Annotated in this window: 19 protein-coding genes; 9 read left to right on the forward strand and 10 right to left on the reverse strand. The window is 54.1% G+C overall.

From position 1 onward, the window contains the following. Positions 1-26 precede the first annotated feature (26 nt). Entirely contained in the window at positions 27-1,487 is a 1,461-nt protein-coding gene (locus FD744_RS03740) for an MDR family MFS transporter (RefSeq protein ID WP_160867363.1), read from the reverse strand. A gap of 384 nt (positions 1,488-1,871) precedes the next feature. Here FD744_RS03740 and osmY point away from each other — a divergent pair, with 384 nt between their 5' ends. The 4 genes from osmY to osmV are packed head-to-tail and all read left to right on the forward strand — an operon-like array spanning position 1,872 to position 5,324. After that, on the forward strand, positions 1,872-2,588 hold the full coding sequence (gene osmY / locus FD744_RS03745; RefSeq protein WP_034823434.1) for an osmoprotectant ABC transporter permease OsmY: 717 nt from the start codon (positions 1,872-1,874) through the stop codon (positions 2,586-2,588). 16 nt (positions 2,589-2,604) lie between these two features. Next, positions 2,605-3,531, forward strand: a complete 927-nt coding sequence (locus FD744_RS03750) for a glycine betaine ABC transporter substrate-binding protein (protein ID WP_160867364.1) — start codon at positions 2,605-2,607, stop codon at positions 3,529-3,531. Between the two features lie 9 nt (positions 3,532-3,540). Next, positions 3,541-4,188: an osmoprotectant ABC transporter permease OsmW gene (osmW, locus tag FD744_RS03755; RefSeq protein WP_034823432.1), complete on the forward strand. Its 648-nt coding sequence runs from the start codon at positions 3,541-3,543 to the stop codon at positions 4,186-4,188. After that, entirely contained in the window at positions 4,188-5,324 is a 1,137-nt protein-coding gene (gene osmV / locus FD744_RS03760) for an osmoprotectant ABC transporter ATP-binding protein OsmV (protein ID WP_034823431.1), read from the forward strand. The genes osmW and osmV overlap by 1 nt, the downstream gene beginning before the upstream one ends. A 219-nt stretch (positions 5,325-5,543) precedes the next feature. On the opposite strand, the gene FD744_RS03765 is transcribed toward osmV, so the two are convergent. The 4 genes from FD744_RS03765 to FD744_RS03780 form a co-directional block, all read right to left on the reverse strand. Further along, positions 5,544-6,914, reverse strand: a complete 1,371-nt coding sequence (locus tag FD744_RS03765; RefSeq protein ID WP_160867365.1) for a nucleobase:cation symporter-2 family protein — start codon at positions 6,912-6,914, stop codon at positions 5,544-5,546. Between the two features lie 179 nt (positions 6,915-7,093). After that, positions 7,094-7,795, reverse strand: a complete 702-nt coding sequence (gene bioD / locus FD744_RS03770; RefSeq protein ID WP_160867366.1) for a dethiobiotin synthase — start codon at positions 7,793-7,795, stop codon at positions 7,094-7,096. A gap of 105 nt (positions 7,796-7,900) precedes the next feature. After that, on the reverse strand, positions 7,901-9,118 hold the full coding sequence (locus tag FD744_RS03775) for an ROK family protein (RefSeq protein WP_160867367.1): 1,218 nt from the start codon (positions 9,116-9,118) through the stop codon (positions 7,901-7,903). Positions 9,119-9,253: 135 nt separating this feature from the next. Then, the gene (locus tag FD744_RS03780; RefSeq protein WP_097117090.1) at positions 9,254-10,150 is read right to left on the reverse strand and encodes a LysR family transcriptional regulator; all 897 of its coding nucleotides are present in this window, start codon (positions 10,148-10,150) and stop codon (positions 9,254-9,256) included. Positions 10,151-10,244: 94 nt separating this feature from the next. On the opposite strand from FD744_RS03780, the gene FD744_RS03785 reads away from it, so the two are divergent. The 3 genes from FD744_RS03785 to FD744_RS03795 all read left to right on the forward strand — a co-directional run bounded on the left by FD744_RS03785 (position 10,245) and on the right by FD744_RS03795 (position 13,452). Continuing rightward, positions 10,245-11,501, forward strand: a complete 1,257-nt coding sequence (locus tag FD744_RS03785; protein WP_160867368.1) for an MFS transporter — start codon at positions 10,245-10,247, stop codon at positions 11,499-11,501. 167 nt (positions 11,502-11,668) lie between these two features. After that, positions 11,669-11,926, forward strand: coding sequence for a hypothetical protein (locus tag FD744_RS03790; protein WP_034831174.1), 258 nt, complete (start codon positions 11,669-11,671; stop codon positions 11,924-11,926). Positions 11,927-12,267: 341 nt separating this feature from the next. Then, positions 12,268-13,452 carry a sugar transporter gene (locus FD744_RS03795; RefSeq protein ID WP_034831177.1) on the forward strand — a complete coding sequence of 395 codons (1,185 nt, stop codon included), beginning with the start codon at positions 12,268-12,270 and terminating at the stop codon, positions 13,450-13,452. Between the two features lie 62 nt (positions 13,453-13,514). Here FD744_RS03795 and FD744_RS03800 read toward each other — a convergent pair whose 3' ends face one another. After that, positions 13,515-13,772, reverse strand: a complete 258-nt coding sequence (locus tag FD744_RS03800; protein WP_034831180.1) for a YdgH/BhsA/McbA-like domain containing protein — start codon at positions 13,770-13,772, stop codon at positions 13,515-13,517. 294 nt (positions 13,773-14,066) lie between these two features. On the opposite strand from FD744_RS03800, the gene FD744_RS03805 reads away from it, so the two are divergent. Continuing rightward, a complete protein-coding gene (locus FD744_RS03805; protein WP_160867369.1) occupies positions 14,067-14,720 on the forward strand; it encodes a TetR/AcrR family transcriptional regulator in 654 nt (217 codons plus the stop codon). Positions 14,721-14,806: 86 nt separating this feature from the next. Here the strand turns inward: FD744_RS03805 and rhaM are convergent, their stop codons facing one another. From rhaM to rhaB, 4 genes are read right to left on the reverse strand one after another with little or no spacing between them, the layout of a single operon-like run. Further along, positions 14,807-15,121 carry an L-rhamnose mutarotase gene (rhaM, locus tag FD744_RS03810; RefSeq protein ID WP_160867370.1) on the reverse strand — a complete coding sequence of 105 codons (315 nt, stop codon included), beginning with the start codon at positions 15,119-15,121 and terminating at the stop codon, positions 14,807-14,809. Beyond that, positions 15,111-15,953: a rhamnulose-1-phosphate aldolase gene (gene rhaD / locus FD744_RS03815; RefSeq protein ID WP_160867371.1), complete on the reverse strand. Its 843-nt coding sequence runs from the start codon at positions 15,951-15,953 to the stop codon at positions 15,111-15,113. Before rhaD ends, rhaM begins: the two co-directional genes overlap by 11 nt. 10 nt (positions 15,954-15,963) lie before the next feature. Further along, positions 15,964-17,220: an L-rhamnose isomerase gene (locus FD744_RS03820; protein WP_160867372.1), complete on the reverse strand. Its 1,257-nt coding sequence runs from the start codon at positions 17,218-17,220 to the stop codon at positions 15,964-15,966. Then, the gene (gene rhaB / locus FD744_RS03825) at positions 17,204-18,685 is read right to left on the reverse strand and encodes a rhamnulokinase (RefSeq protein WP_160867373.1); all 1,482 of its coding nucleotides are present in this window, start codon (positions 18,683-18,685) and stop codon (positions 17,204-17,206) included. Before rhaB ends, FD744_RS03820 begins: the two co-directional genes overlap by 17 nt. Before the next feature lie 289 nt (positions 18,686-18,974). Here rhaB and rhaS point away from each other — a divergent pair, with 289 nt between their 5' ends. Further along, positions 18,975-19,796, forward strand: coding sequence for an HTH-type transcriptional activator RhaS (gene rhaS / locus FD744_RS03830; protein WP_160867374.1), 822 nt, complete (start codon positions 18,975-18,977; stop codon positions 19,794-19,796). Positions 19,797-19,810: the final 14 nt, after the last annotated feature.

Below are 19,810 nucleotides of genomic sequence, written 5' to 3' on the forward strand. Positions count from 1 at the left end.
AAAGGGCGGCTGATGGCCGCCCTTTTCTATTCTGCCTCTGGGCGCTGACGCGGCATCAACCACGCAATCCACAACGTTAGCATCGCAATCACTAACGCCACCACAAACACCCAATGCAGCGAAGCAGCGATCTGTCCGGTCCACTGATGCAACGTCGCTTCGGACAGTGACTGACGGCTTTCATGTGACATGATTTGCTGCATCGGATCACTGGCCTGTGGCAGACGCTGCGCAAGATTGAAGTTCAGCACCGCCCCCATCAGCGCAGTACCAATCGCTGAACCCAGCATGCGGCTAAACATAATTGACGCGGTGCAAATGCCACGAATGTCGTAGTTCGCATGGTTTTGCACCGACACCAGGAAGGTGGTGCTAGTCATGCCCATACCCGTGCCAATGACAAAAGCAGTCAGTCCGGCTTGCATGATTGAACTGTCGGCGCGCAATAGCAGTAGCAGCGCGCTACCCGCAATCAATAACAAGGCTCCCAGCTGCGCGGTAAAGCGATAGGACGTGACTAACATCAATCGACCACTCAGCGTGCTGGCTAACGGCCAGCCAATCGACATCATCGCCAACGCACTCCCCGCCTGCAGCGGTGTACCGCCAGTAATACCCTGAATCCAGGTTGGCAGAAACGCGCTGATGCCCATCATGGTGGCACCGATGATCAGATTACCGGCATTGCCTGCCAGAATTAGACGGCTGCGCCAGATGGCGAGAGGAAACAGCGGTGCTTCAGCACGCTGTTCATGCTGTTTTAATTGCCAGCCCGCCAGCAGTGCCAATAACAGGAATGCCAGTAACCAGTAACCAAGGGCATCCGCCTGCAACAGCGCCACTAACAGTGCCGTAACGCAAATCATCAGCCAGCAGCTGCCGGTAAGATTCAGTGTTGCCCCTTTGTGATGCTCACGCGCCGGTAAGAAACGCGCTAACAGCAGCATGGAAAACAGGCCGATCGGCACGTTAACCCAGAAAATCACCGACCAGCTAAAATGCTGTACCAGCCAGGCACCACTCAGCGGCCCAATAATAGCCGCGACACCCCAGACGCTGGAGAGCCAGCCTTGCACGTGGGCACGTTCGCGCGGGGAGTAGATGTCGGCCACAATGGTGCTGGTGAGCGGCATAATTGCGCCTGCACCCAGGCCCTGAAACGCGCGAAACAGAATTAACCACGTCATGGTATGCGCAAAACCGCACAATACCGAACCGATCAGGAACAGCGAGACGCCAATGAAAAAGAGTCGTTTACGCCCCCACATATCAGCAAGCCGACCATAGAGTGGCACGCTCACCGCCTGAGTCAGCAAATAGATAGAGAAGACCCAGCCAAACTGCGAGAAACCGCCGAGTTCAGCAATAATGGTCGGCATCGCGGTCGCCACAATGGTGACTTCAATCGCGGCCATAAACATGGCGAGCATGCAGGCGATAAGGATCCAGTGGCGATGTTCCGTGTTCAATTCTGCAGTTTCAGTCATACGTCTCCCTTTTTTCTCTCAAGGCTAGCTGATTTTCCATCAGACGAGTTTCCTCTGCGTGCGCCTATTATGTGACAATGTCACATAATTCGATGAATTTTTTTTATTGTCAGATGATGCCTTATTTCATGCGGGTTAAGAAGGTTTTACCCGCCCTTCTATCTGTCTGATTTTGCCGTGAAAACTGGCGCAATACGCTAAGCATTGCTATAGCTTTTAACAGCACTTTCCAGTTATTCACTGGAAAAGCACTATCTAACAGTCATTTTATCTGCAATTTATTAGCGTGAAGGATTTTCGTATGTGGTTAGTTCTCCACTACGTCCTCAACCGTGAAATGACATAACAAGATCGAACAATTTGTCGAATCAGGGAGACTCTCGCATGCAAAATGCATCGCTCGTTAGTAGAGCCGGGCTGGCACTACTGGCCATCGTCGCGGTGATTGCCCTGCTGGTTTGGGGAATCGGGTTGAATACGTTGCGCGACCGGCAAGAGGACTTAATTTATCTGGGTCAGCAGCATCTGTTTTTAGTGTTTTGGTCAATGTTTTTCGCCCTGCTGATTGGCATTCCGAGCGGGGTTTTGCTCAGCCGCCCGTTTGCTCGTCGCTGGGCTGAATATGTGATGCAGATCTTTAACGTCGGGAATACCTTGCCGCCGCTGGCTGTTCTCGCACTGGCCATGGTCATTGTCGGGATTGGCGATCGGCCTGCGTTAATCGCCCTGTTCCTCGCCTCATTGTTACCTATCGTGCGTAACACCTATTCCGGTTTAAGCGCCGTGCCGCCGTCACTGATTGAAGCCGCCAACGGCATCGGCATGACCAAATTCCAGCGGTTACGTCAGGTAGAAATTCCCAATGCCTTGCCAGTGATTCTGGCGGGTGTGCGCATTGCGACCGCCATCAATGTCGGTACGGCACCGCTGGCCTTCCTGATTGGTGCCAGCAGTTTTGGCGAATTGATTTTCCCCGGCATTTACCTCAATGACTTCCCTACGTTGATCCTCGGCGCCGTGGCCACCGCCCTGTTTGCGTTGATCCTCGATTTGCTGCTGGCAGCATTGGGTCGTTTCCTCAGCCCGCACTCTGCGGCTTAACACAAGGAGCTAAGTGATGGGTAAAACGCATAACTTAACGCGCTGGGTGAAACACACCGCGCTGGCACTGGCCGCCACACTGGCCATCAGCCAAACCGCCGCTGCGGCCACGCCGATTGTGATGGCAACCAAGAGCTTTACCGAACAGCATATTTTGTCTGCCATGACCGTGCTCTGGCTGCAAAAGAAAGGTTTTCAGGTGGTCCCTAAAACCAATATCGCCACCACGATTGGTCGTAATGCGATGATCAACAAGCAAATCGATATGACCTGGGAGTACACCGGTACCTCGCTGATCATCTTCAACCACATCAACAAACCGATGTCATCTGAAGAGGCTTATAAAACCGTTAAACAGCTCGACGCCAAACTGGGTCTGGTGTGGCTCGATCCCGCGCCAATGAACAACACTTATGCATTTGCCATGCAGCGTGCACGCGCCGATAAAGAAGGCATCAGCACCATGTCACAGCTGGTTGCCAAACTGGAACAGGTGCGCAAAACCGACCCCGACCACAACTGGAAACTCGGGCTCGACTTAGAGTTCTCCGGCCGTTCCGATGGCCTGAAGCCGTTGCAGAAAGCCTACGACATGCCGCTGGATCGCCCGCAGATTCGCCAGATGGACCCGGGATTGGTGTACAACGCGGTACGTGATGGTTTTGTCGATGCGGGCTTGATTTATACCACCGATGGCCGAGTAAAAGGCTTTGAACTCAAGGTGCTGGAAGATGATAAGCATTTCTTCCCGAGTTACAACGTCACGCCAGTCGCACGTCAGGATGTGTTGAAAAGCCATCCGGGACTGGATGCGGCCCTCAATCAACTCTCACCGCTGATCACCAACGAAGCGATCACTGAGATGAACAAACGTGTTGATATCGATCATCAGTCACCGCAGCAGGTGGCGCGTGATTTCCTGCAATCGAAAAACATGCTGTAAGGAGGCGTCATGGAGACTTTGCATTACATCATGAGTAACTGGCACACCCTGATGGCCTTAACCTGGCAGCATACCTGGCTGGTGCTGGTGGCAGTGGGATTCGCCATCATTGTTGGCGTGCCATTGGGCATTTTGATTGTGCGCTTTAAATGGCTGGCGACGCCGGTGCTCGGTATCGCCACCATCGTACTGACGATTCCAACCATCGCGCTGTTTGGTCTGATGATTCCGCTGTTTTCCATGATCGGTCAGGGTATTGGTGCATTGCCTGCCATCTGCGCGGTGTTCCTTTACTCCCTGCTGCCGATTGTGCGTAACACCCATACCGCACTGGAAAATCTGTCGCCAGGGCTGCGTGAAGCCGGTCGCGGCATAGGGATGACTTTCTGGCAGCGCCTGCGCTGGGTCGAAATTCCGATGGCGCTGCCGGTAATCTTCGGCGGTATCCGCACTGCGGTGGTCATGAACGTTGGCGTGATGGCGATTGCCGCGGTCATCGGCGCAGGTGGATTGGGCTTACAGCTGCTGGATGGCATCAGCGGCAGTGATGTGCGCATGCTGATTGCCGGTGCACTAATGATTTGTTTATTAGCGATTGTGCTTGATTGGCTACTGCACCGTTTGCAGTCGGCGCTGACTCCTAAGGGGATTCGATAATGATAAAACTGGAAAACCTGACGAAAACCTTTACGCAAAAGAACGGCACCGCCTTTAACGCCGTAGATAACGTCAGCCTGGAAGTCCCTGCCGGAGAGATGTGCGTGCTGCTCGGCCCTTCCGGCTGTGGCAAAACCACCACGCTGAAAATGATCAACCGTCTGATCCCAGCCAGCAGCGGAAAAATTTTGATCAACGGTGAAGACACCAGCGGACAAGATACTGTGACGCTGCGCCGCAATATCGGCTACGTAATTCAGCAGATTGGTCTGTTCCCCAACATGACCATCGAAGAAAACATTACCGTGGTGCCGCGCATGCTGGGCTGGGATAAAAAGCGCTGCCGCGAACGTGCTACCGAGTTAATGAGCATGGTGGCGCTCGATCCCAGCAAATTCCTGCATCGTTATCCACGAGAAATGTCCGGCGGTCAGCAGCAGCGTATCGGCGTGATCCGCGCGCTGGCGGCTGATCCACCGGTACTGCTGATGGATGAACCGTTTGGTGCTGTCGACCCAATCAACCGTGAAGTGATTCAGAATGAGTTTCTCGAAATGCAGCGCCAGTTGAAGAAAACCGTAATGCTGGTAAGCCATGATATTGATGAAGCACTCAAACTGGGTGACCGCATCGCGGTGTTTGGACAGGGCAAAATCGTACAGTGCGCCAGCCCCGACGAGCTGTTGGCAAAACCGGCCAATGATTTTGTCGGTTCTTTTGTTGGACAGGACCGCACGCTGAAACGCCTGCTGCTGGTGCAGGCGGGCGACGTCACCGATCAACAGCCAACTATCACCGTGCAGCGCAGCACACCGTTGCAGGAGGCGTTCGCCACCATGGATGACAACGACATGCGATCGGTCACCGTGGTAGATAATGATGGCAAGCCGCTGGGATTTGTGAAGCGTCGCGAAGCACGTAATGCCGCCGGACGCTGCGAGGAGATGTTGCATACCTTCAAAGTGACCGGTAAGGCCGAAGAAAATCTGCGCGTGGTGCTATCCAAGCTGTATGAGCACAACACCGTCTGGATGCCGATAGTCGATGAGGAAGGACGCTACAGCGGTGAGATCTCGCAGGACTACATTGCGGACTATCTCAGTTCAGGACGCACGCGCCGCAGACTGAATCCTTAACCAGACGCACGGCAGCCTAAATCCAGACAAACCGCACAACCGCTGAAACGTTGGAAGAGGCGGCAGAGGAGTAAAGCGTCCTGCGCCAGGGATGGCGCGGGCCGAGCCCCAGGGATGGTTTATGGCGTCTTTACGATCTGCCGCCTCTTCCGACGTACGCACAAACTCGCAGCCAGCGGTTTAGCTCCCCAACTCTCCCAACGCAACCACAGACTCAAATCAGTGATTTTCCTCTACCGCACCGATAACCCGCTCATCACCCCGCTCCGATGGCAGCACGATATTCAACAGCATCGCCAGAATGCCGCCCGTGGTCACCGCATGACCAAACAAATTACTCACTAACGGTGGCAACTGCTTCAACACCTCGGGTACCGCTTCAACGCCCAAACCAATGCCAAATGACACCGCGACGATCAACATCTCACGGCGTCCCAACGGGGATTGCGTCATCACCCGAATGCCTGCCGCCACCACACTGCCAAACATCACCAGAGTGGCGCCGCCGAGTACCGGTGCGGGAATTTGCTGCAGCACATTGCCGATCACCGGAAACACCCCTAACAGCAACAGCATCACACCAATCACCATGCCAACATAACGGCTGGCCACGCCGGTCATCTGAATCACACCGTTATTCTGCGCAAAGGTAGTATTAGGGAATGCCGAAAACATCGCGGCGAACAGACAGCTAATCCCATCAGCCAAAATGCCACCCTGCAAACGACGTTGAAAACCGTCGCCCTCAATGGGTTGCTGCGAAATCAGGCAATTCGCCGTCAAATCCCCTACCGCCTCAATCACGCAAATCACCGACACCAGCGCAATCGGCACGAAAATGCTCCAGCTAAAATCGAAACCAAAGCGGAAAAATGAAGGCAAAACCAGCCAGTGACTGGACATCATCGGTTTGATGGGCAGATGGCCGGTCAGTGCCGCCGCCAGACAGCCAACCACGATACCTGCCACTACCGCGAGAAGGCGCATCCAGCGATTCTGGGAACGGTTAAGCACAATGATCACCAGCAGCGTCAGCCCGCCCAGCGCCAGATTTCCCGGCGCACCAAAGTCAGCAGCATTATGGCCGCCTGCCCAATCGGTGATGCTCACTTTAATCAGACTGATGCCGATCAAGGTAATCACCGTGCCGGTCACCACGGGCGTCAGCACTTTCCGCAACGGCGCTACGCAACGGCTGATCAACATGGGGATAAACGCGGCCACAAAGTTACAGCCCATGATCATCGCCATGATTGCTTCCGGTGAACCGCCCTGCGCTTTCACCATCAAACCGCCAGATAAGATGACGCCGAGAAAAGCAAAGCTGGTGCCTTGCAGGCAAATCATGCCCGCCCCAATCCCCATAAAGCGACGCGCCTGCAGAAATGTCCCTAAACCGGAAACCAGCAAAGACATGCTGATCAGATACGGAATGTAAGTCTGCAATCCGAGGATTGAGCCAATAATCAGTGGCGGCGTAATGATCCCTACCACGCTGGCAAGGACGTGCTGCAACGCAGCGAAAAAGGCGGGAACAGGACCAATACGGGCATCAAGCCCATACAATAAACCTTTAGGGGAGTGCGACATGTGTGTGCTCCGGCAGAATATTCATCAGCATGGCTGATGCATGATTCACGCCATTGGCACTCACATTGAGTAAAAAATTTATAACCGCATGATTATAAGCTGATTTAAGCAGAGCGATCTCGGATGCTGAACCCGAAACCTTAGATTCAGCCACCGATCATTTGCATCACTTCGTTTCATCACGCCGCAGGCTGTGCACTATCAACGTGCATTAATGCCTCATCCAGCAGGGAAATGTCCAGATAACCACTCAGTTCACGCTGCTCGGCACGCGGCAGATAAGGCAACTCACCCAGCAGCGGTGCGCCTAGCTTTTCACGCAGAACATCAATGATTTCAGCGTAATGAGCCAATCCTGGGTTAATCCGGTTGGCGACCCAGCCCACCAAAGACAGCCCATCACGAGCAACGGCATCAGCGGTCAGTAAAGCATGACTAATGCAACCTTCCTTAATGCCTACCACCATGACGACCGGCAGTTGTTCCTGTTGAACCCAACTGGACAACGGCTGCAGATCATTCATCAGACTGCGCCAGCCGCCAGTTCCCTCCACCACCACCCGCGCGGCGCGGCTTTGTAACTGCTCAAGGCTGCGGCTCAGCAACGGATAATCCATTCGCACGGATGCGCTGGTGCTGATTTCATCTTCTTCCAGGGTGATGGGATTCACCGCCTGGTAAGGCAGTTCAAGACCCGATGCCTGCTGCAGCAGCAAAGCATCTTTATTACGCAATCCGTCTGGCGTGTGCTGTGCACTTTTAGCAACAGGTTTGTAGCCTGCTGCACAGAGACCCGCTTTGGCGAAACACTGCAGCAGCGCGCGTGACACGACGGTTTTACCCACCGCGGTGTCGGTACCGGTGACAAAGATTGTTTTCACCTTATTCCTCCTTCGTTGAAGCGATGTGTAACCTGCGAAGAAGGCAGTTTAAGGAAATGTCTCGGATGGCAGATTGCGTTAGCGCAAACTTAAGGCGAGCAGTGATTAGCCTTGCAACAGTTTTACCAGCAAATGGCCGCTATAAAGTGAGTCTTTGATCAGCGCGGCGGCACCAAAAGTGCCCGGATCGCTAAAGCTGGTAGGGGCGAGTTGGATCTCATGACTGTATGCGGGTAACGCCTGCTGACGAATGGTGCTGCTAACGGCAGGAAAGAGCACATCAGCGGCTTGATTAAGCGGAGAACCAATCAGGATTTGTTGGGGATTGAAGATATTCACCATCATTGCCAACATGCGACCAATGTGGTGGCCGACACCGGCAATCACATCACGCGCCAGCCGATCGCCCTGCTGCGCGGCTGCGCATAAACTGGCGATGGTTAGCGGTTCCCGATGCAGCAAACTGTCGGGTTGCGAAGATAAACGCTGGGCCGCCAGCTGCAATAAACTGCCTGTGCTGGCCACGGTTTCCAGACAGCCATGATTACCGCAATAACACTGCTGGCCGTAAGGATCGATCTGCGTATGCCCAATTTCTACCAGCGCACGACCTCGTTTGTGCAAAAGCTGGCCCCCGCTGATCACACCCGCACCAACCGTTTCATCAATCACTATTTGAATCACATCCTGCGCACCGCGCGAAGCACCGAACAGCGCTTCGGCCAGCGTCCAGGCGGAGATGTCATGTTGCACAAATACCGGTAAACCCGTGAGCGAGGAAAGTGTTTCACCTAACGGCATTTCCTGCACGTCATAGCCCGGCATGCGATGCACCACACCCGATGCCGCGTTAATTAAACCGGGTAAGGTGATGGCAATCGCGGTAAGACGCTCAAGTTTGTTCTGATGGCGGACGAAGAAGTCATTAACCATTTGCTGCAGCGTTTGCAGCAGCGGCTGGTCAGCGCTGGCAGGCAGTGGCAGTCGATCTTCCTGCAAAGCACGGCTGCTCAGATCGCGCAGCGTTAACGTGATATGTCCCGGTTGAATACGGATGGCAAGATAGTGCCAGGCGAGGGTATCAAGAATCAAACCAATGGCCGGACGGCCACGGCTGCCTGGATCCTGGAACTCGGTTTCCTGAACCAGATGCGCATCGAGCATTTCACGCACAATTTTGGTGATGCTGGCGGGTGCCAGCTGGGCACGTTTAGAAAGCTCAATACGCGAAATCGGGCCGTAAAGGTCAATCAGTCGGTAAACCACACCTGCGTTGGTCTGTTTTATTTGGTCAATGTGGCCAGGCTGACTGTCCAGATTCACGCCCTGCTCCCGGATATTTTCGCGCTTCTAAATAAACAGCAGCTATGGTGATGCAGATTGGCAGGCAGCGTCAAATATTTGATTAGAAATGTGATTTATCGCACATAAAGATCGGGCCATTGATCATCAGACGATTTAAATTTCGGCATTCTGCATCATCAATTGCATCATATTGTGCATTTGCGCAGTGGGTTGCCGCGTGGCTGACCAGACCAGCCAGACTTCAGAAATGGCATCGTGCTCCTGCAGGGGAATCCACACCACATCAGCCAGTCGCGCACGCCGAAATGAGGCCGGCAATATGGAAACACCCAATCCGGTGGCGACCAGACCGAGAATCGTCATCGCCTCGCCCACCTCCTGAGTAATAAAGGGTTTGATTTGATAACGGTGCAGCAGCGCCAGTGTTTCCCCGTACAGCGCGGTCCCCCCCTGTGGATCAAAAAACACGAAGGGCTCGTTGGCCAGTGCCTGAATAGAGATCGTTTCGGCATCCGCTAGCGGATGTGCCCAGTGCACCAGCGCGCACAACGGCTCGCGCAACAGCACCCGATGCTGTAAATCGCTTGGCAACGGTGTGTTGCGCATCACGCCCAAATCCAGCCGACCTTCGTGCAGCGGTGCTAACTGCTGACGCGTGTTATTTTCCTGCATCGAAATGTGCACTTCCGGCCAACGCTGACGAAATTGATAAAGCGCGTCCGAAACCAGGCCGGTGAAGGGTGCGGAAGAGGTGAAACCAATACGCAGCTCGCCTTCCTGTCCACTGTGCACACGCGCTGCCCTACTGGCGGCTTGTTCAACCTGCAGCAAAATGACGCGCGCATCCTGTAAAAACAACTGACCGGCAGGTGTGATCTGCACGCTGCGATTAGTGCGGGTAAACAGCTGTGCGCCAATCTCCTGCTCCAGCTGCTGAATCTGTTGGCTGAGCGGCGGTTGGGAGATATTCAGCCGCTGCGCCGCGCGGCCAAAGTGCAGCTCTTCCGCAACGGCGATGAAATATCGCAGATGGCGCAACTCAATATTCATACTTTAAACGTCTCATTTGAGATTATTAATATATTGTACAACCTATTCCCATTTTCCTACAGTAATCAGACCGTTTCTCATCTAAGGATATTCCGTGAGTCGCTCTTCCCAGGCAGTGACAATTCGTGAAGACGAGTTGTCCGCTAAGCCTGATTCAACCGTAGCCTCCTCCGAATGGATTGAACGTGGATCGCCGCAGTTTATGCGCGTCACGCTGGCATTATTCTCCGCTGGATTGGCCACCTTCGCGCTGCTGTATTGTGTGCAGCCGATTCTGCCCGTGTTGTCACAGCAGTTTGGCGTCTCTCCCGCTGAGAGCAGTATTTCATTGTCACTCTCAACGGGTTTGATGGCGCTGGGCTTGCTGGTGACCGGCCCGCTATCCGATGCCATCGGGCGTAAGTCGGTGATGGTCACTGCCTTAATGCTCGCCGCCATTTGCACGTTGATTTCGGCCACCATGACCAGTTGGCAAGGCATTTTGATGATGCGTGCACTGATTGGGTTGTCTCTCAGCGGTGTGGCAGCGGTCGGGATGACTTATTTAAGTGAAGAGATTCATCCCCGCGTTATTGCCTTCTCGATGGGGCTGTACATCAGCGGAAATTCTATTGGCGGCATGAGCGGACGCTTGCTCACCGGGGTGCTGACCGACTTCTTCTCATGGCGTGTAGCCATTGGGGTGATCGGTTGCTTCTCGCTAGCAGGCGCACTGATGTTCTGGAAGATTCTGCCGGCATCACGTCATTTCCGTCCCGCTTCGTTGCGACCGCGCAGTTTATTTATCAATTTCCGCCTGCACTGGCGCGACAAGGGTTTGCCGTTCCTGTTTGCAGAAGGTTTCCTGCTGATGGGCGCGTTTGTGACGCTGTTTAATTACATTGGCTACCGTTTGTTAAGCGCACCCTGGTCGCTAAGCCAGGCGGTGGTGGGGCTGCTGTCGGTGGTTTATCTGACCGGCTCGTGGAGTTCTCCTAAAGCAGGCGCGATGACCAGCCGCTTTGGCCGTGGTCCGGTAATGATTGGCGCCACCGCCATTATGCTGGCTGGGTTGTTGCTCACCGCCTTTGATTCACTCTGGCTGATACTGCCCGGCATGATGCTGTTTACAGCGGGCTTTTTTGCCGCACACTCCGTTGCCAGCGGTTGGATTGGTCCACGCGCACGCCGCGCCAAAGGCCAGGCATCGTCACTTTATTTATTCAGCTACTACGTGGGTTCCAGCGTGGCGGGCACGTTAGGCGGTGTGTTCTGGCACAGCTATGGCTGGACGGGCGTGACGCTGTTCATCAGTGTGTTGCTGTTGCTGGCCTTGTTCGTCGGCTGGCGTTTACAGTGCCGAAAACTGTAATACCTTTCATCTGAACGACGGGGCCGCTGCGCCCCGCTTCTCGCTTAAGCCGTCAGAATCGCGCTTTCAAATAGTCCCACTTAAAACAAAACGACAATTCGTCGCTATAATCCATTTTATTCCAACAATAGTTAGATTTTCTTTTTTCACAGCAATGAGGACGTTAGATGCAACTTTATTATTACGTCGATAAGCATGCAGGCTATAACGACAACCATGTGGTACATGCAACAGGCTGCCCGTTCCTCCCTTCCGATGGTGCACGGCGCTTTCTCGGGACTTTCTACACCGCCACGGCCGCCATTCAACAAGCCCGTAAATTCTATTCCAATGCGATGGGATGCGAGCATTGTTGCCCGGTGGCGGTAAAAAAAAGCCTGACCACTCAGCATAGCGTGGCGCTAAAACACATGGTGCAACTCTGATAATGCTGGTCTGACAATCGCGTAGCGCTTAAGGCGTGTTGTTAAGTACGGCTGTCACATCGTTCTCATACAGAAACAGCCGACTTCCTCATCACGGAATCGTAAAGCGCTACGCTTTGATTGTTCTTGCCTGCGTTCACCCCTTAGCCAAAAAGCAAGAATTGATAATAACCTCAGGCTATTAACCAGGTCTTCAGCGATAAAAAATATTCAGGAATAAAAACGGTCTATATGGTTTTCATCCGCTCATTAATGCTCCACAATAGCCCCAATTTGTGATGCAGGTCACTTAACCGGGCTCGTTTCGCCCCCTCACTCGCTGTCAGATCGATTTGAACCCCATGCAACCAACTACCGTCTCACGTAAAACAGCCTGGCTACGCGTTGTGCTGCTGGCGATTGCCGCCTTTGTCTTTAATACCACTGAATTTGTACCTGTTGGCCTGTTATCGGATATAGCGGCGAGCTACGCCATGAAGACCGCTGATGTCGGTATTATGCTGACCATTTATGCATGGGTCGTTGCGCTGTTATCTCTGCCGTTAATGCTACTGACGCGGAATATAGAACGCCGTCTGCTGCTGTCGGTGTTGTTCATTCTGTTTATCGCCAGCCATGTGCTTTCGTCCGTGGCATGGGATTTCACCTCGCTGGTGATTTCGCGCATCGGCATCGCACTGGCGCACGCGGTATTCTGGTCGATTACTGCTTCACTCGCGATTCGTGTTGCTCCGGCTGGCAAAAAAACCCAGGCGTTGAGTATGCTGGCAACCGGTACGGCATTGGCGATGGTGTTGGGCGTGCCCATTGGCCGAATCGTTGGGCAATACCTCGGCTGGCGCACCACTTTCGGCATGATCGGCTTGTCAGCGTTGGTGCTGCTAATTTTGCTGGTGCGGATACTGCCACGTCTGCCGAGCGAGCACACAGGCTCACTGAGTAGCGTACCGATGCTGTTCCGCCGTCCGGCGTTAGTAGCAATGTATATTCTGGTGACGCTGGTGGTCACCGCGCACTACACCGCTTACAGCTACATCGAACCCTTTATGCAGGTGGTCGCGAATGCGGATGAGAACTTCACGACCTTACTGCTGTTGCTGTTCGGTTCAGCCGGGATTATCGGCAGCGTGCTGTTCAGTACGCTGGGCAACAAATTCCCCTCAGCGATGTTACTCGCCGCGATTGGCATCATCACGTTGAGTATGGGGCTGTTGCTGTTTGCCGCCGTGCGCCCTGCAGCCATTTCGCTGCTGTGCATTTTCTGGGGCATGGCAATGATGATGATCGGCCTGGCGATGCAGGTTCGTGTGCTGTCACTGGCACCGGATGCCACCGATGTGGCGATGTCCTTGTTCTCAGGTATTTATAACATCGGGATTGGTGCGGGTGCCCTGTTGGGTAACCAGGTCAGCCTGCATATGAAAATGTCGGATGTGGGTAACGTGGGGGGGTTAATTGGACTGGTTGCGTTGTTCTGGTGTATCACCATCTTCCGTCGGTATCCGCAACTCCGCTCTAACGGATAATTCGCTTCACGACCAGGGGCACACATCGGTGCGCCCCTGCGCCATTCTTTGCGCTTTGGTGATTAGTTATAAATTACCGCTGTGCCATTTAGCTTGTTGTTGCCAGAGGTCGAAGTGATGCGGAACGACTTTGCTCCGGCAGCACTCGCCTTCTCCGATAGCTGATTCTCCAGTGAAGTCAGGTTAGTGCTACCTGATGCACTGACCACACCAATTTGCTGCTGGTTCAATGGTGCCTGATTCACTAATTCAGCAGCCATGCTACCAAATGCGATGGATGACAGTGCGACTGCGGCTAATACCATTTTGATGCTTTTCATGATCGTCTCTCTTATGCAGATGAAAGGGGTCGGCTGAATTAAGTTAACAACCGTTAATTAAATGCTAGCGCCGAAGCGGGCATCTCGTCAATCATTTTATTAACGGTCATTATTTTATTAAGAAGTGGCGTGATTATGGGCTTTAGCGCCCTTTTTCACTTATCGATATGAGTGTTGTGCTGCAGGTAAAGCACAAACGGGCAAAGTGAATGAGAGGGAATATCGGCTGCGCTTGCATATTTAGTTAGCGATCGGTAATTTAATTACATGTTCTTCATGCAGTGAGGTGTCCCTATGATGCAAATGACCGACACGCTTAATCGCAAAACGCGTGGTCGCCCCAAAGTGTTTGATCGCAACGATGCGCTGGATAAAGCATTAATGTTGTTTTGGGCACACGGTTATGAAGGCACCTCGCTGTCAGATTTGGTGAACGCGACGGGGGCGAAAGCGCCGACGCTTTACGCGGAGTTTGAGAATAAGGAAGGCTTGTTCCGCGCAGCAATGCAGCGCTACATCGATACCTTCAGCGCGCAGCGTAATCAGGTGCTTAAGGATGGAACACTCGATGTCAAAGCCGCGATTGAGGCCTATTTTCGTGCTACTGCAGCCTGTTTTACCGAGTGCGATAAGCCCGCTGGCTGTTTCTTTATCTGCACCTCCAGTGCGCTCTCTTCAGGCTCAGACGAGATTGCACAGATGCTGGCTAAGCAGCACCATGCACAGGAACGGGCTTTGCAGCAATTTCTGGATGTCCGGCAACAGCGTGGCGAATTGCCGCAGTGTGCCAACAGCGGTACGTTGGCCAGCTATCTGGCCTGCGTGTTGCAGGGCATGTCAGTGCGCGCCCGTGAAGGCGCAAGCCGTGACGATCTCGATGGAATAGTCGATACGCAGATGGCCATCTGGCCCGCTCTGGCAGGCTACTGCGCGTTGAACGCGTCATAGCCTGCTGACGATGTTTTATCATTTTGCAGTCAGGTGCGACCTCCAGGCCGCCCCTGACTTGCACCAAAGTGTCATGTTTGAAATCCTTAAGGCATAAAAAACATCGGTTTTAACACCTGGCTGATCGGGCTATTGTTCGCATTCGATGGCATCAAATCTTTCATCGATGCCCACCAACGCTGGCACACTTCCGTGTTTGCCACCGCCTCCCACCGCGCTTCCGACTCTATCTCTACACTGGCGAACAACAAATTACGCTCCGCATCCAGCCAAATCGCATAGTTGTGCGCACCGTGAGCTTTCAACGTCTGTTCCAGCTCAGGCCAGATCGGTGAATGGCGACGCAAATATTCGTCATGGCAGTGCGCATGCACCTGCATCACAAAGGCTTTACGCAACATCACTGCGCTCCGCATCCAACGCCGCTTGCCACGGTTTGACGGCGAAGCGTTCTCCCAGTGCCACCAGCTGTTCGGTGGTGATGCTCTGGCGAATCCCGCCCATCGACAGGGCTTTCACCACCACTTCTGAAGACTTCTCGGCCGTGTCGATCAGTCCAAAAGTTTCATCCAGATTCGGACCGGCACCGAATATGCCGTGGAACGGCCACATCACCAGGCTGTGTGATGCCATGGCATCGGCAGTGGCTTGACCAATCTGATCGGTTCCCGGCACCATCCACGGCAGGATACCGACGCCATCCGGGAACACCACCAGACATTCGGTGCTGCCTTCCCATAGCAAGCGCGTGAAACGGGCGGAATCCAGATTCACTACGTAACTCAACGCCATAAAATTGGTGGCATGGCAGTGCATGATCACGCGGTCAGCCCCATTGGAAACCTGCTTGCGCACGCTATGCGACTGGAAATGCGCCGCCAGTTCCGAGGTCGGCAAACCGCCGTTGCTCAGACCCCAGTGGATTTTGTACGACAGCCCTTTGTCGTCCACCTGTAACAACGCCAGACAGTCGGCGGGATCAAGTTGAACGTTACGGAAGAACTTGCCAGAACCGGTGACAAGGAACCAATCGTTTGCCAGCGCCGGCGCCGGTTGGGTTAACTCAATACAGCGCGGTTCGGCATAAAAATCGGCTGACCAGGCCTGAGCTTCCTCCGGCAATAAACGCAGGCTGACGTTGCCGCCGTTACGCTCATCCCAGCCTTTTAACCACATATCGCTGGTGGCTTTCACCATGTCCTGAACAAAGGACGAAGAGAGAATATTTTGCATGGTAGATCCCTTATCGTAGACGCAATGTTTGTTGTTCATAGTGACGCACTTCGCTCAGCCAGCTGGCATCGGCGGGCACATCATGTCGCAGACACCAGGCTTCCCAGACCGCCTGCCATGGCAGAGATTTCTGCTCTTCCAGCAGTGCCAGACGCGCGGTGTAGTCCCCTTCCTGCTCACATTTACGCAGCTGATCGCTGGGTTCCAGCAGTGCGCGCAGCAGCGCTTTTTTTGCGTTGCGGGTGCCAATCACCCAGGCGGCGATGCGGTTAATCGAGGCGTCAAAGAAGTCCAGGCCGATATGCACTTTGTCGAACAGTTTGTGGCGGGCAATCTCCGTGGCGATGGCCTGGGTTTCATCATCGAGCAGCACTACGTGATCGCTATCCCAGCGTACCGGGCGGCTGACGTGCAGCAGCAAACGCGGCACGTACAGCATGGCAGTGGATATCTTGTCGGAAATCACTTCGGTTGGATGGAAATGTCCGGCGTCTAACGTCAGCGCCGTTTGACGGCTGGCGGCGTAGCCGAGGCAAAACTCGTTGGAGCCCACGGTGTAACTCTCCGCGCCGATACCGAACAGTTTGCTCTCTACCGCATCAATATGATGACGGGGGTCGAGCTTCTCACTGATCACCTCATCCAGCGCGCTGGCCAGACGCTCGCGCGGTGCCAGACGATCGATGGTGAGATCTTTCATGCCATCCGGCACCCAGATGTTCATCACCGATGGTGTCCCGAGCTGTTCACCAAAGTGCGCTGAAATACGGCGGCTGGCTTTGCAGTGGTCGATCCAGAACTGGCGAATCCCTTTATCAGCATGGGAAAGCGTAAAGCCGTCGGCGCTCAGCGGGTGTGAGAAGCAGCTGGGGTTAAAATCCAGTCCTAATTTGTTGGATTTCGCCCACTCTACCCAGCCGCTAAAGTGCTTCGGCTCAATGGCATCGCGTTCAACTGGCGAATCGCTTTCCAGATAAATGGCGTGGAGGTTGAGGCGTTTGGTGCCGGGGATCAGCGACATGGCTTTTTCTATGTCCGCACGCAGCTCATCCGCATTGCGAGCGCGTCCCGGATAATTGCCGGTGGCCTGAATACCGCCCGTCAGTTCGCCATTCGGGTTTTCAAAGCCACGAACATCATCCCCCTGCCAGCAGTGCATCGACACCGGGATGCCATCCAGTTGGGTCATTACCTGGTTCACATCAATACCCAACGCCGCGTAGCGTTGTTTCGCCAGTTCAAAGGCTTGTTCAATCAGCTTTGTCATATGCAAGTTCCTTAGCAGGTTGGCTCAGTGCCGCAAAGCGTGCCTGGTGGGCAGCGAAGATGCTGGCGTTCTGAGGTGCAAACGTTTCTAACGGGAAATTTTTATCGATGCAGCGACGTAATTCGGCCACATCACGCAGTTCACCCAACGCCATCAGCTGGCAGCCGACATTACCCAGCGTTGAGGCTTCAATGGGGCCGGCCAGTACGGGCATTTCGCAGGCATCGGCACATAGCTGGTTCAGTAATGGGTTCTGACTGCCGCCGCCGACCACATGTAACTGGCGAATCGCGGTTCCGCGCAGGTTGCCCAGTTCGCCTATCACCTGGCGATACAGCAGCGCCAGGCTGTCGAAAATGGTGCGTGCCAGCGCTGCAGGGCTTTGTGGAATCGGCATATGCTGCTCAGCGCAGGCATCCTGAATCTCCTGCACCATGCTGGCGGGATTAATAAAACGCGGATGATTAGGATTGATCAGGGCACGACAGGCGGATTCATTTTTTGCTTCGTCAATCAATGCGCAGAGATCTGAGATGTGCAATTCGCTGCATACGCGCTGTAATAGCCACAGTCCCATGATGTTCTTCAACACCCGATAGCCTTCCGCGCCACCTTCGTTGGTGATGTTGGCGTCGAGCGCCGTGCGGTTGACGCAGGGTTGCAGACTTTCTATGCCCATTAACGACCAGGTGCCAGAACTGAGATAAGCGGCATCTTCCTGCATCAGCGGCGTGGCCAGCACTGCGCTGGCGGTATCGTGCGTGGCAACGGCCACGACCGGAATTTTTTTACCGCTGGCATTGATCCAGTTGCCGACGGTGTTGCCCGGTGCAGTCGGTTTGCCGAACCAGTCGGCTTCGATCCCTGCCCACGACAGCAACTCGCTATCCCACTCGCCAGTTTCAATGTTCAGCATCTGCGTGGTGGTGGCGTTGGTGTATTCCCAGTTCATGTTGCCGGTCAGACGATAATGCAGATAATCCGGGATCATCAGTGCATGCTTGACCTGTGCCTGCCAGTCCGGCTGTTGCTGGTGCAGCGCACGCATCTGATACAGGGTATTGAAGGGCAGAAACTGGATACCTGTGCGCTGGTAAATGGCGGCTTTGCCCAGCTCATTGATCGCTTGCGCCATCAATCCATCGGTGCGCGAGTCACGATAACTGACCGTTTCGCCCACCCGATCGCCGTTGGCATCCAGCAGCACCAGATCCACGCCCCAGGTATCAATGCCGATGCTGTCCGGCACAATGCCCTCATCATCTAACTGCGCCAGCCCTGCGCGAATCGCCTGCTCCAGACTGTCGAGATCCCAGCAGTCATAACCGCTGCGACGAACACGCTGGTTGGCAAAACGGCACACTTCACGCAGGGTGATGCGCTGGTTAGCAGAGGTCCATTGTGCGAGCATCACGCGCCCGCTGGATGCGCCTAAATCAATGGCAACAATGTTACGCATACTCATGGCGTTTCTTCCTGTGATGAGATGGCTTTAGCGTATGAATACTGGCGCTTTGCCACCTTCCCCTTACTGCCAGCGCGTGATAGTCGATGGCAGGCTGGCAAAGATGATCGTGAGGAAGCTCACAGAACCGGGGAACAACAGAGTTGTGAGCTTTACCGCAATTCCATCAATCACTTGGCCGATCTTGAATAATTCGCCATTTTCCTGCGCTGTGCGGTTTAAATTTCAAGGTAAGGTGCAGAGCGCCTGCGTAGACTCGGTTACAAAATTGTTAATCGAGAGGCGCATCATGACCGTTCTGCACAGTGCTGATTTCTTTCCGGAAGGAAACTACGCGATTGCTATTGAGCCGCGCGTACCGCAGCAGGCCTTTCCCGAACATCATCATGATTTCCATGAAATCGTGCTGGTTGAGCAAGGTTCCGGTATTCACGTGTTTAACGGCCAGCCGCAGACCCTGTGCGCCGGTTGCGTGTGCTTTGTGCGCGATCACGATCGCCATTTGTATGAGCAGACCGAGAATTTGTGCCTGACTAATGTGCTTTATCGCAGCCCGGCAGCGTTTCGTTTTCTCTCTGGTTTACAGTCATTGCTGCCCGGCGATGAAAACGGTAACTATCTGTCGCACTGGCGTATCAATCACAAGGTGATGGCGCAGGCGCTGCAGATTGTGACGCAGATGAAACAGCAGGAGATCTGGTCGCTGGAGCGTCAGGCGCATCAGGAACAGCTGTTCTTGCAACTGCTGGTGCTGTTGCGCGAAGCCGGTCACAACGATCAGGCGCAGGATCAGGAAGCACGTCTGCATCGGTTGCTTGACTGGCTCAATGAGCACTACAGTGAAGATATTGAATGGGATGCACTGGCCGATCGCTTCTCGCTTTCGCTGCGCACCCTGCATCGTCAGATGAAGCAGCAAACCGGCAATACGCCGCAGCGCTACCTGAATCGTCTGCGCTTATTGCAGGCCCGGCATTTACTGCGCCATAGCGATATGCGCATAACGGACATCGCCTATCAGTGTGGATTTGGTGACAGCAACCACTTCTCCACGCTGTTTCGGCGGGAATTTGGCTGCGCGCCCCGAGCGGAGCGCCAGCAGATGATGTAACTGGAGTGGTTCCC

This window comes from Pantoea sp. Taur (assembly GCF_009830025.1).
GTDB classification, from domain to species: Bacteria; Pseudomonadota; Gammaproteobacteria; order Enterobacterales; family Enterobacteriaceae; genus Pantoea; species Pantoea communis.

What these genes read in the sequence shown, in the direction of transcription:
- FD744_RS03740 (WP_160867363.1), bottom strand. Translation starts at nt 1,487, where the DNA reads ATGACTGAAACTGCAGAATTGAACACGGAACATCGCCACTGGATCCTT.
- osmY (WP_034823434.1), top strand. Translation starts at nt 1,872, where the DNA reads ATGCAAAATGCATCGCTCGTTAGTAGAGCCGGGCTGGCACTACTGGCC.
- FD744_RS03750 (WP_160867364.1), top strand. Translation starts at nt 2,605, where the DNA reads ATGGGTAAAACGCATAACTTAACGCGCTGGGTGAAACACACCGCGCTG.
- osmW (WP_034823432.1), top strand. Translation starts at nt 3,541, where the DNA reads ATGGAGACTTTGCATTACATCATGAGTAACTGGCACACCCTGATGGCC.
- osmV (WP_034823431.1), top strand. Translation starts at nt 4,188, where the DNA reads ATGATAAAACTGGAAAACCTGACGAAAACCTTTACGCAAAAGAACGGC.
- FD744_RS03765 (WP_160867365.1), bottom strand. Translation starts at nt 6,914, where the DNA reads ATGTCGCACTCCCCTAAAGGTTTATTGTATGGGCTTGATGCCCGTATT.
- FD744_RS03780 (WP_097117090.1), bottom strand. Translation starts at nt 10,150, where the DNA reads ATGAATATTGAGTTGCGCCATCTGCGATATTTCATCGCCGTTGCGGAA.
- FD744_RS03790 (WP_034831174.1), top strand. Translation starts at nt 11,669, where the DNA reads ATGCAACTTTATTATTACGTCGATAAGCATGCAGGCTATAACGACAAC.
- FD744_RS03795 (WP_034831177.1), top strand. Translation starts at nt 12,268, where the DNA reads ATGCAACCAACTACCGTCTCACGTAAAACAGCCTGGCTACGCGTTGTG.
- FD744_RS03800 (WP_034831180.1), bottom strand. Translation starts at nt 13,772, where the DNA reads ATGAAAAGCATCAAAATGGTATTAGCCGCAGTCGCACTGTCATCCATC.
- FD744_RS03805 (WP_160867369.1), top strand. Translation starts at nt 14,067, where the DNA reads ATGATGCAAATGACCGACACGCTTAATCGCAAAACGCGTGGTCGCCCC.
- rhaM (WP_160867370.1), bottom strand. Translation starts at nt 15,121, where the DNA reads ATGTTGCGTAAAGCCTTTGTGATGCAGGTGCATGCGCACTGCCATGAC.
- rhaD (WP_160867371.1), bottom strand. Translation starts at nt 15,953, where the DNA reads ATGCAAAATATTCTCTCTTCGTCCTTTGTTCAGGACATGGTGAAAGCC.
- FD744_RS03820 (WP_160867372.1), bottom strand. Translation starts at nt 17,220, where the DNA reads ATGACAAAGCTGATTGAACAAGCCTTTGAACTGGCGAAACAACGCTAC.
- rhaB (WP_160867373.1), bottom strand. Translation starts at nt 18,685, where the DNA reads ATGAGTATGCGTAACATTGTTGCCATTGATTTAGGCGCATCCAGCGGG.
- rhaS (WP_160867374.1), top strand. Translation starts at nt 18,975, where the DNA reads ATGACCGTTCTGCACAGTGCTGATTTCTTTCCGGAAGGAAACTACGCG.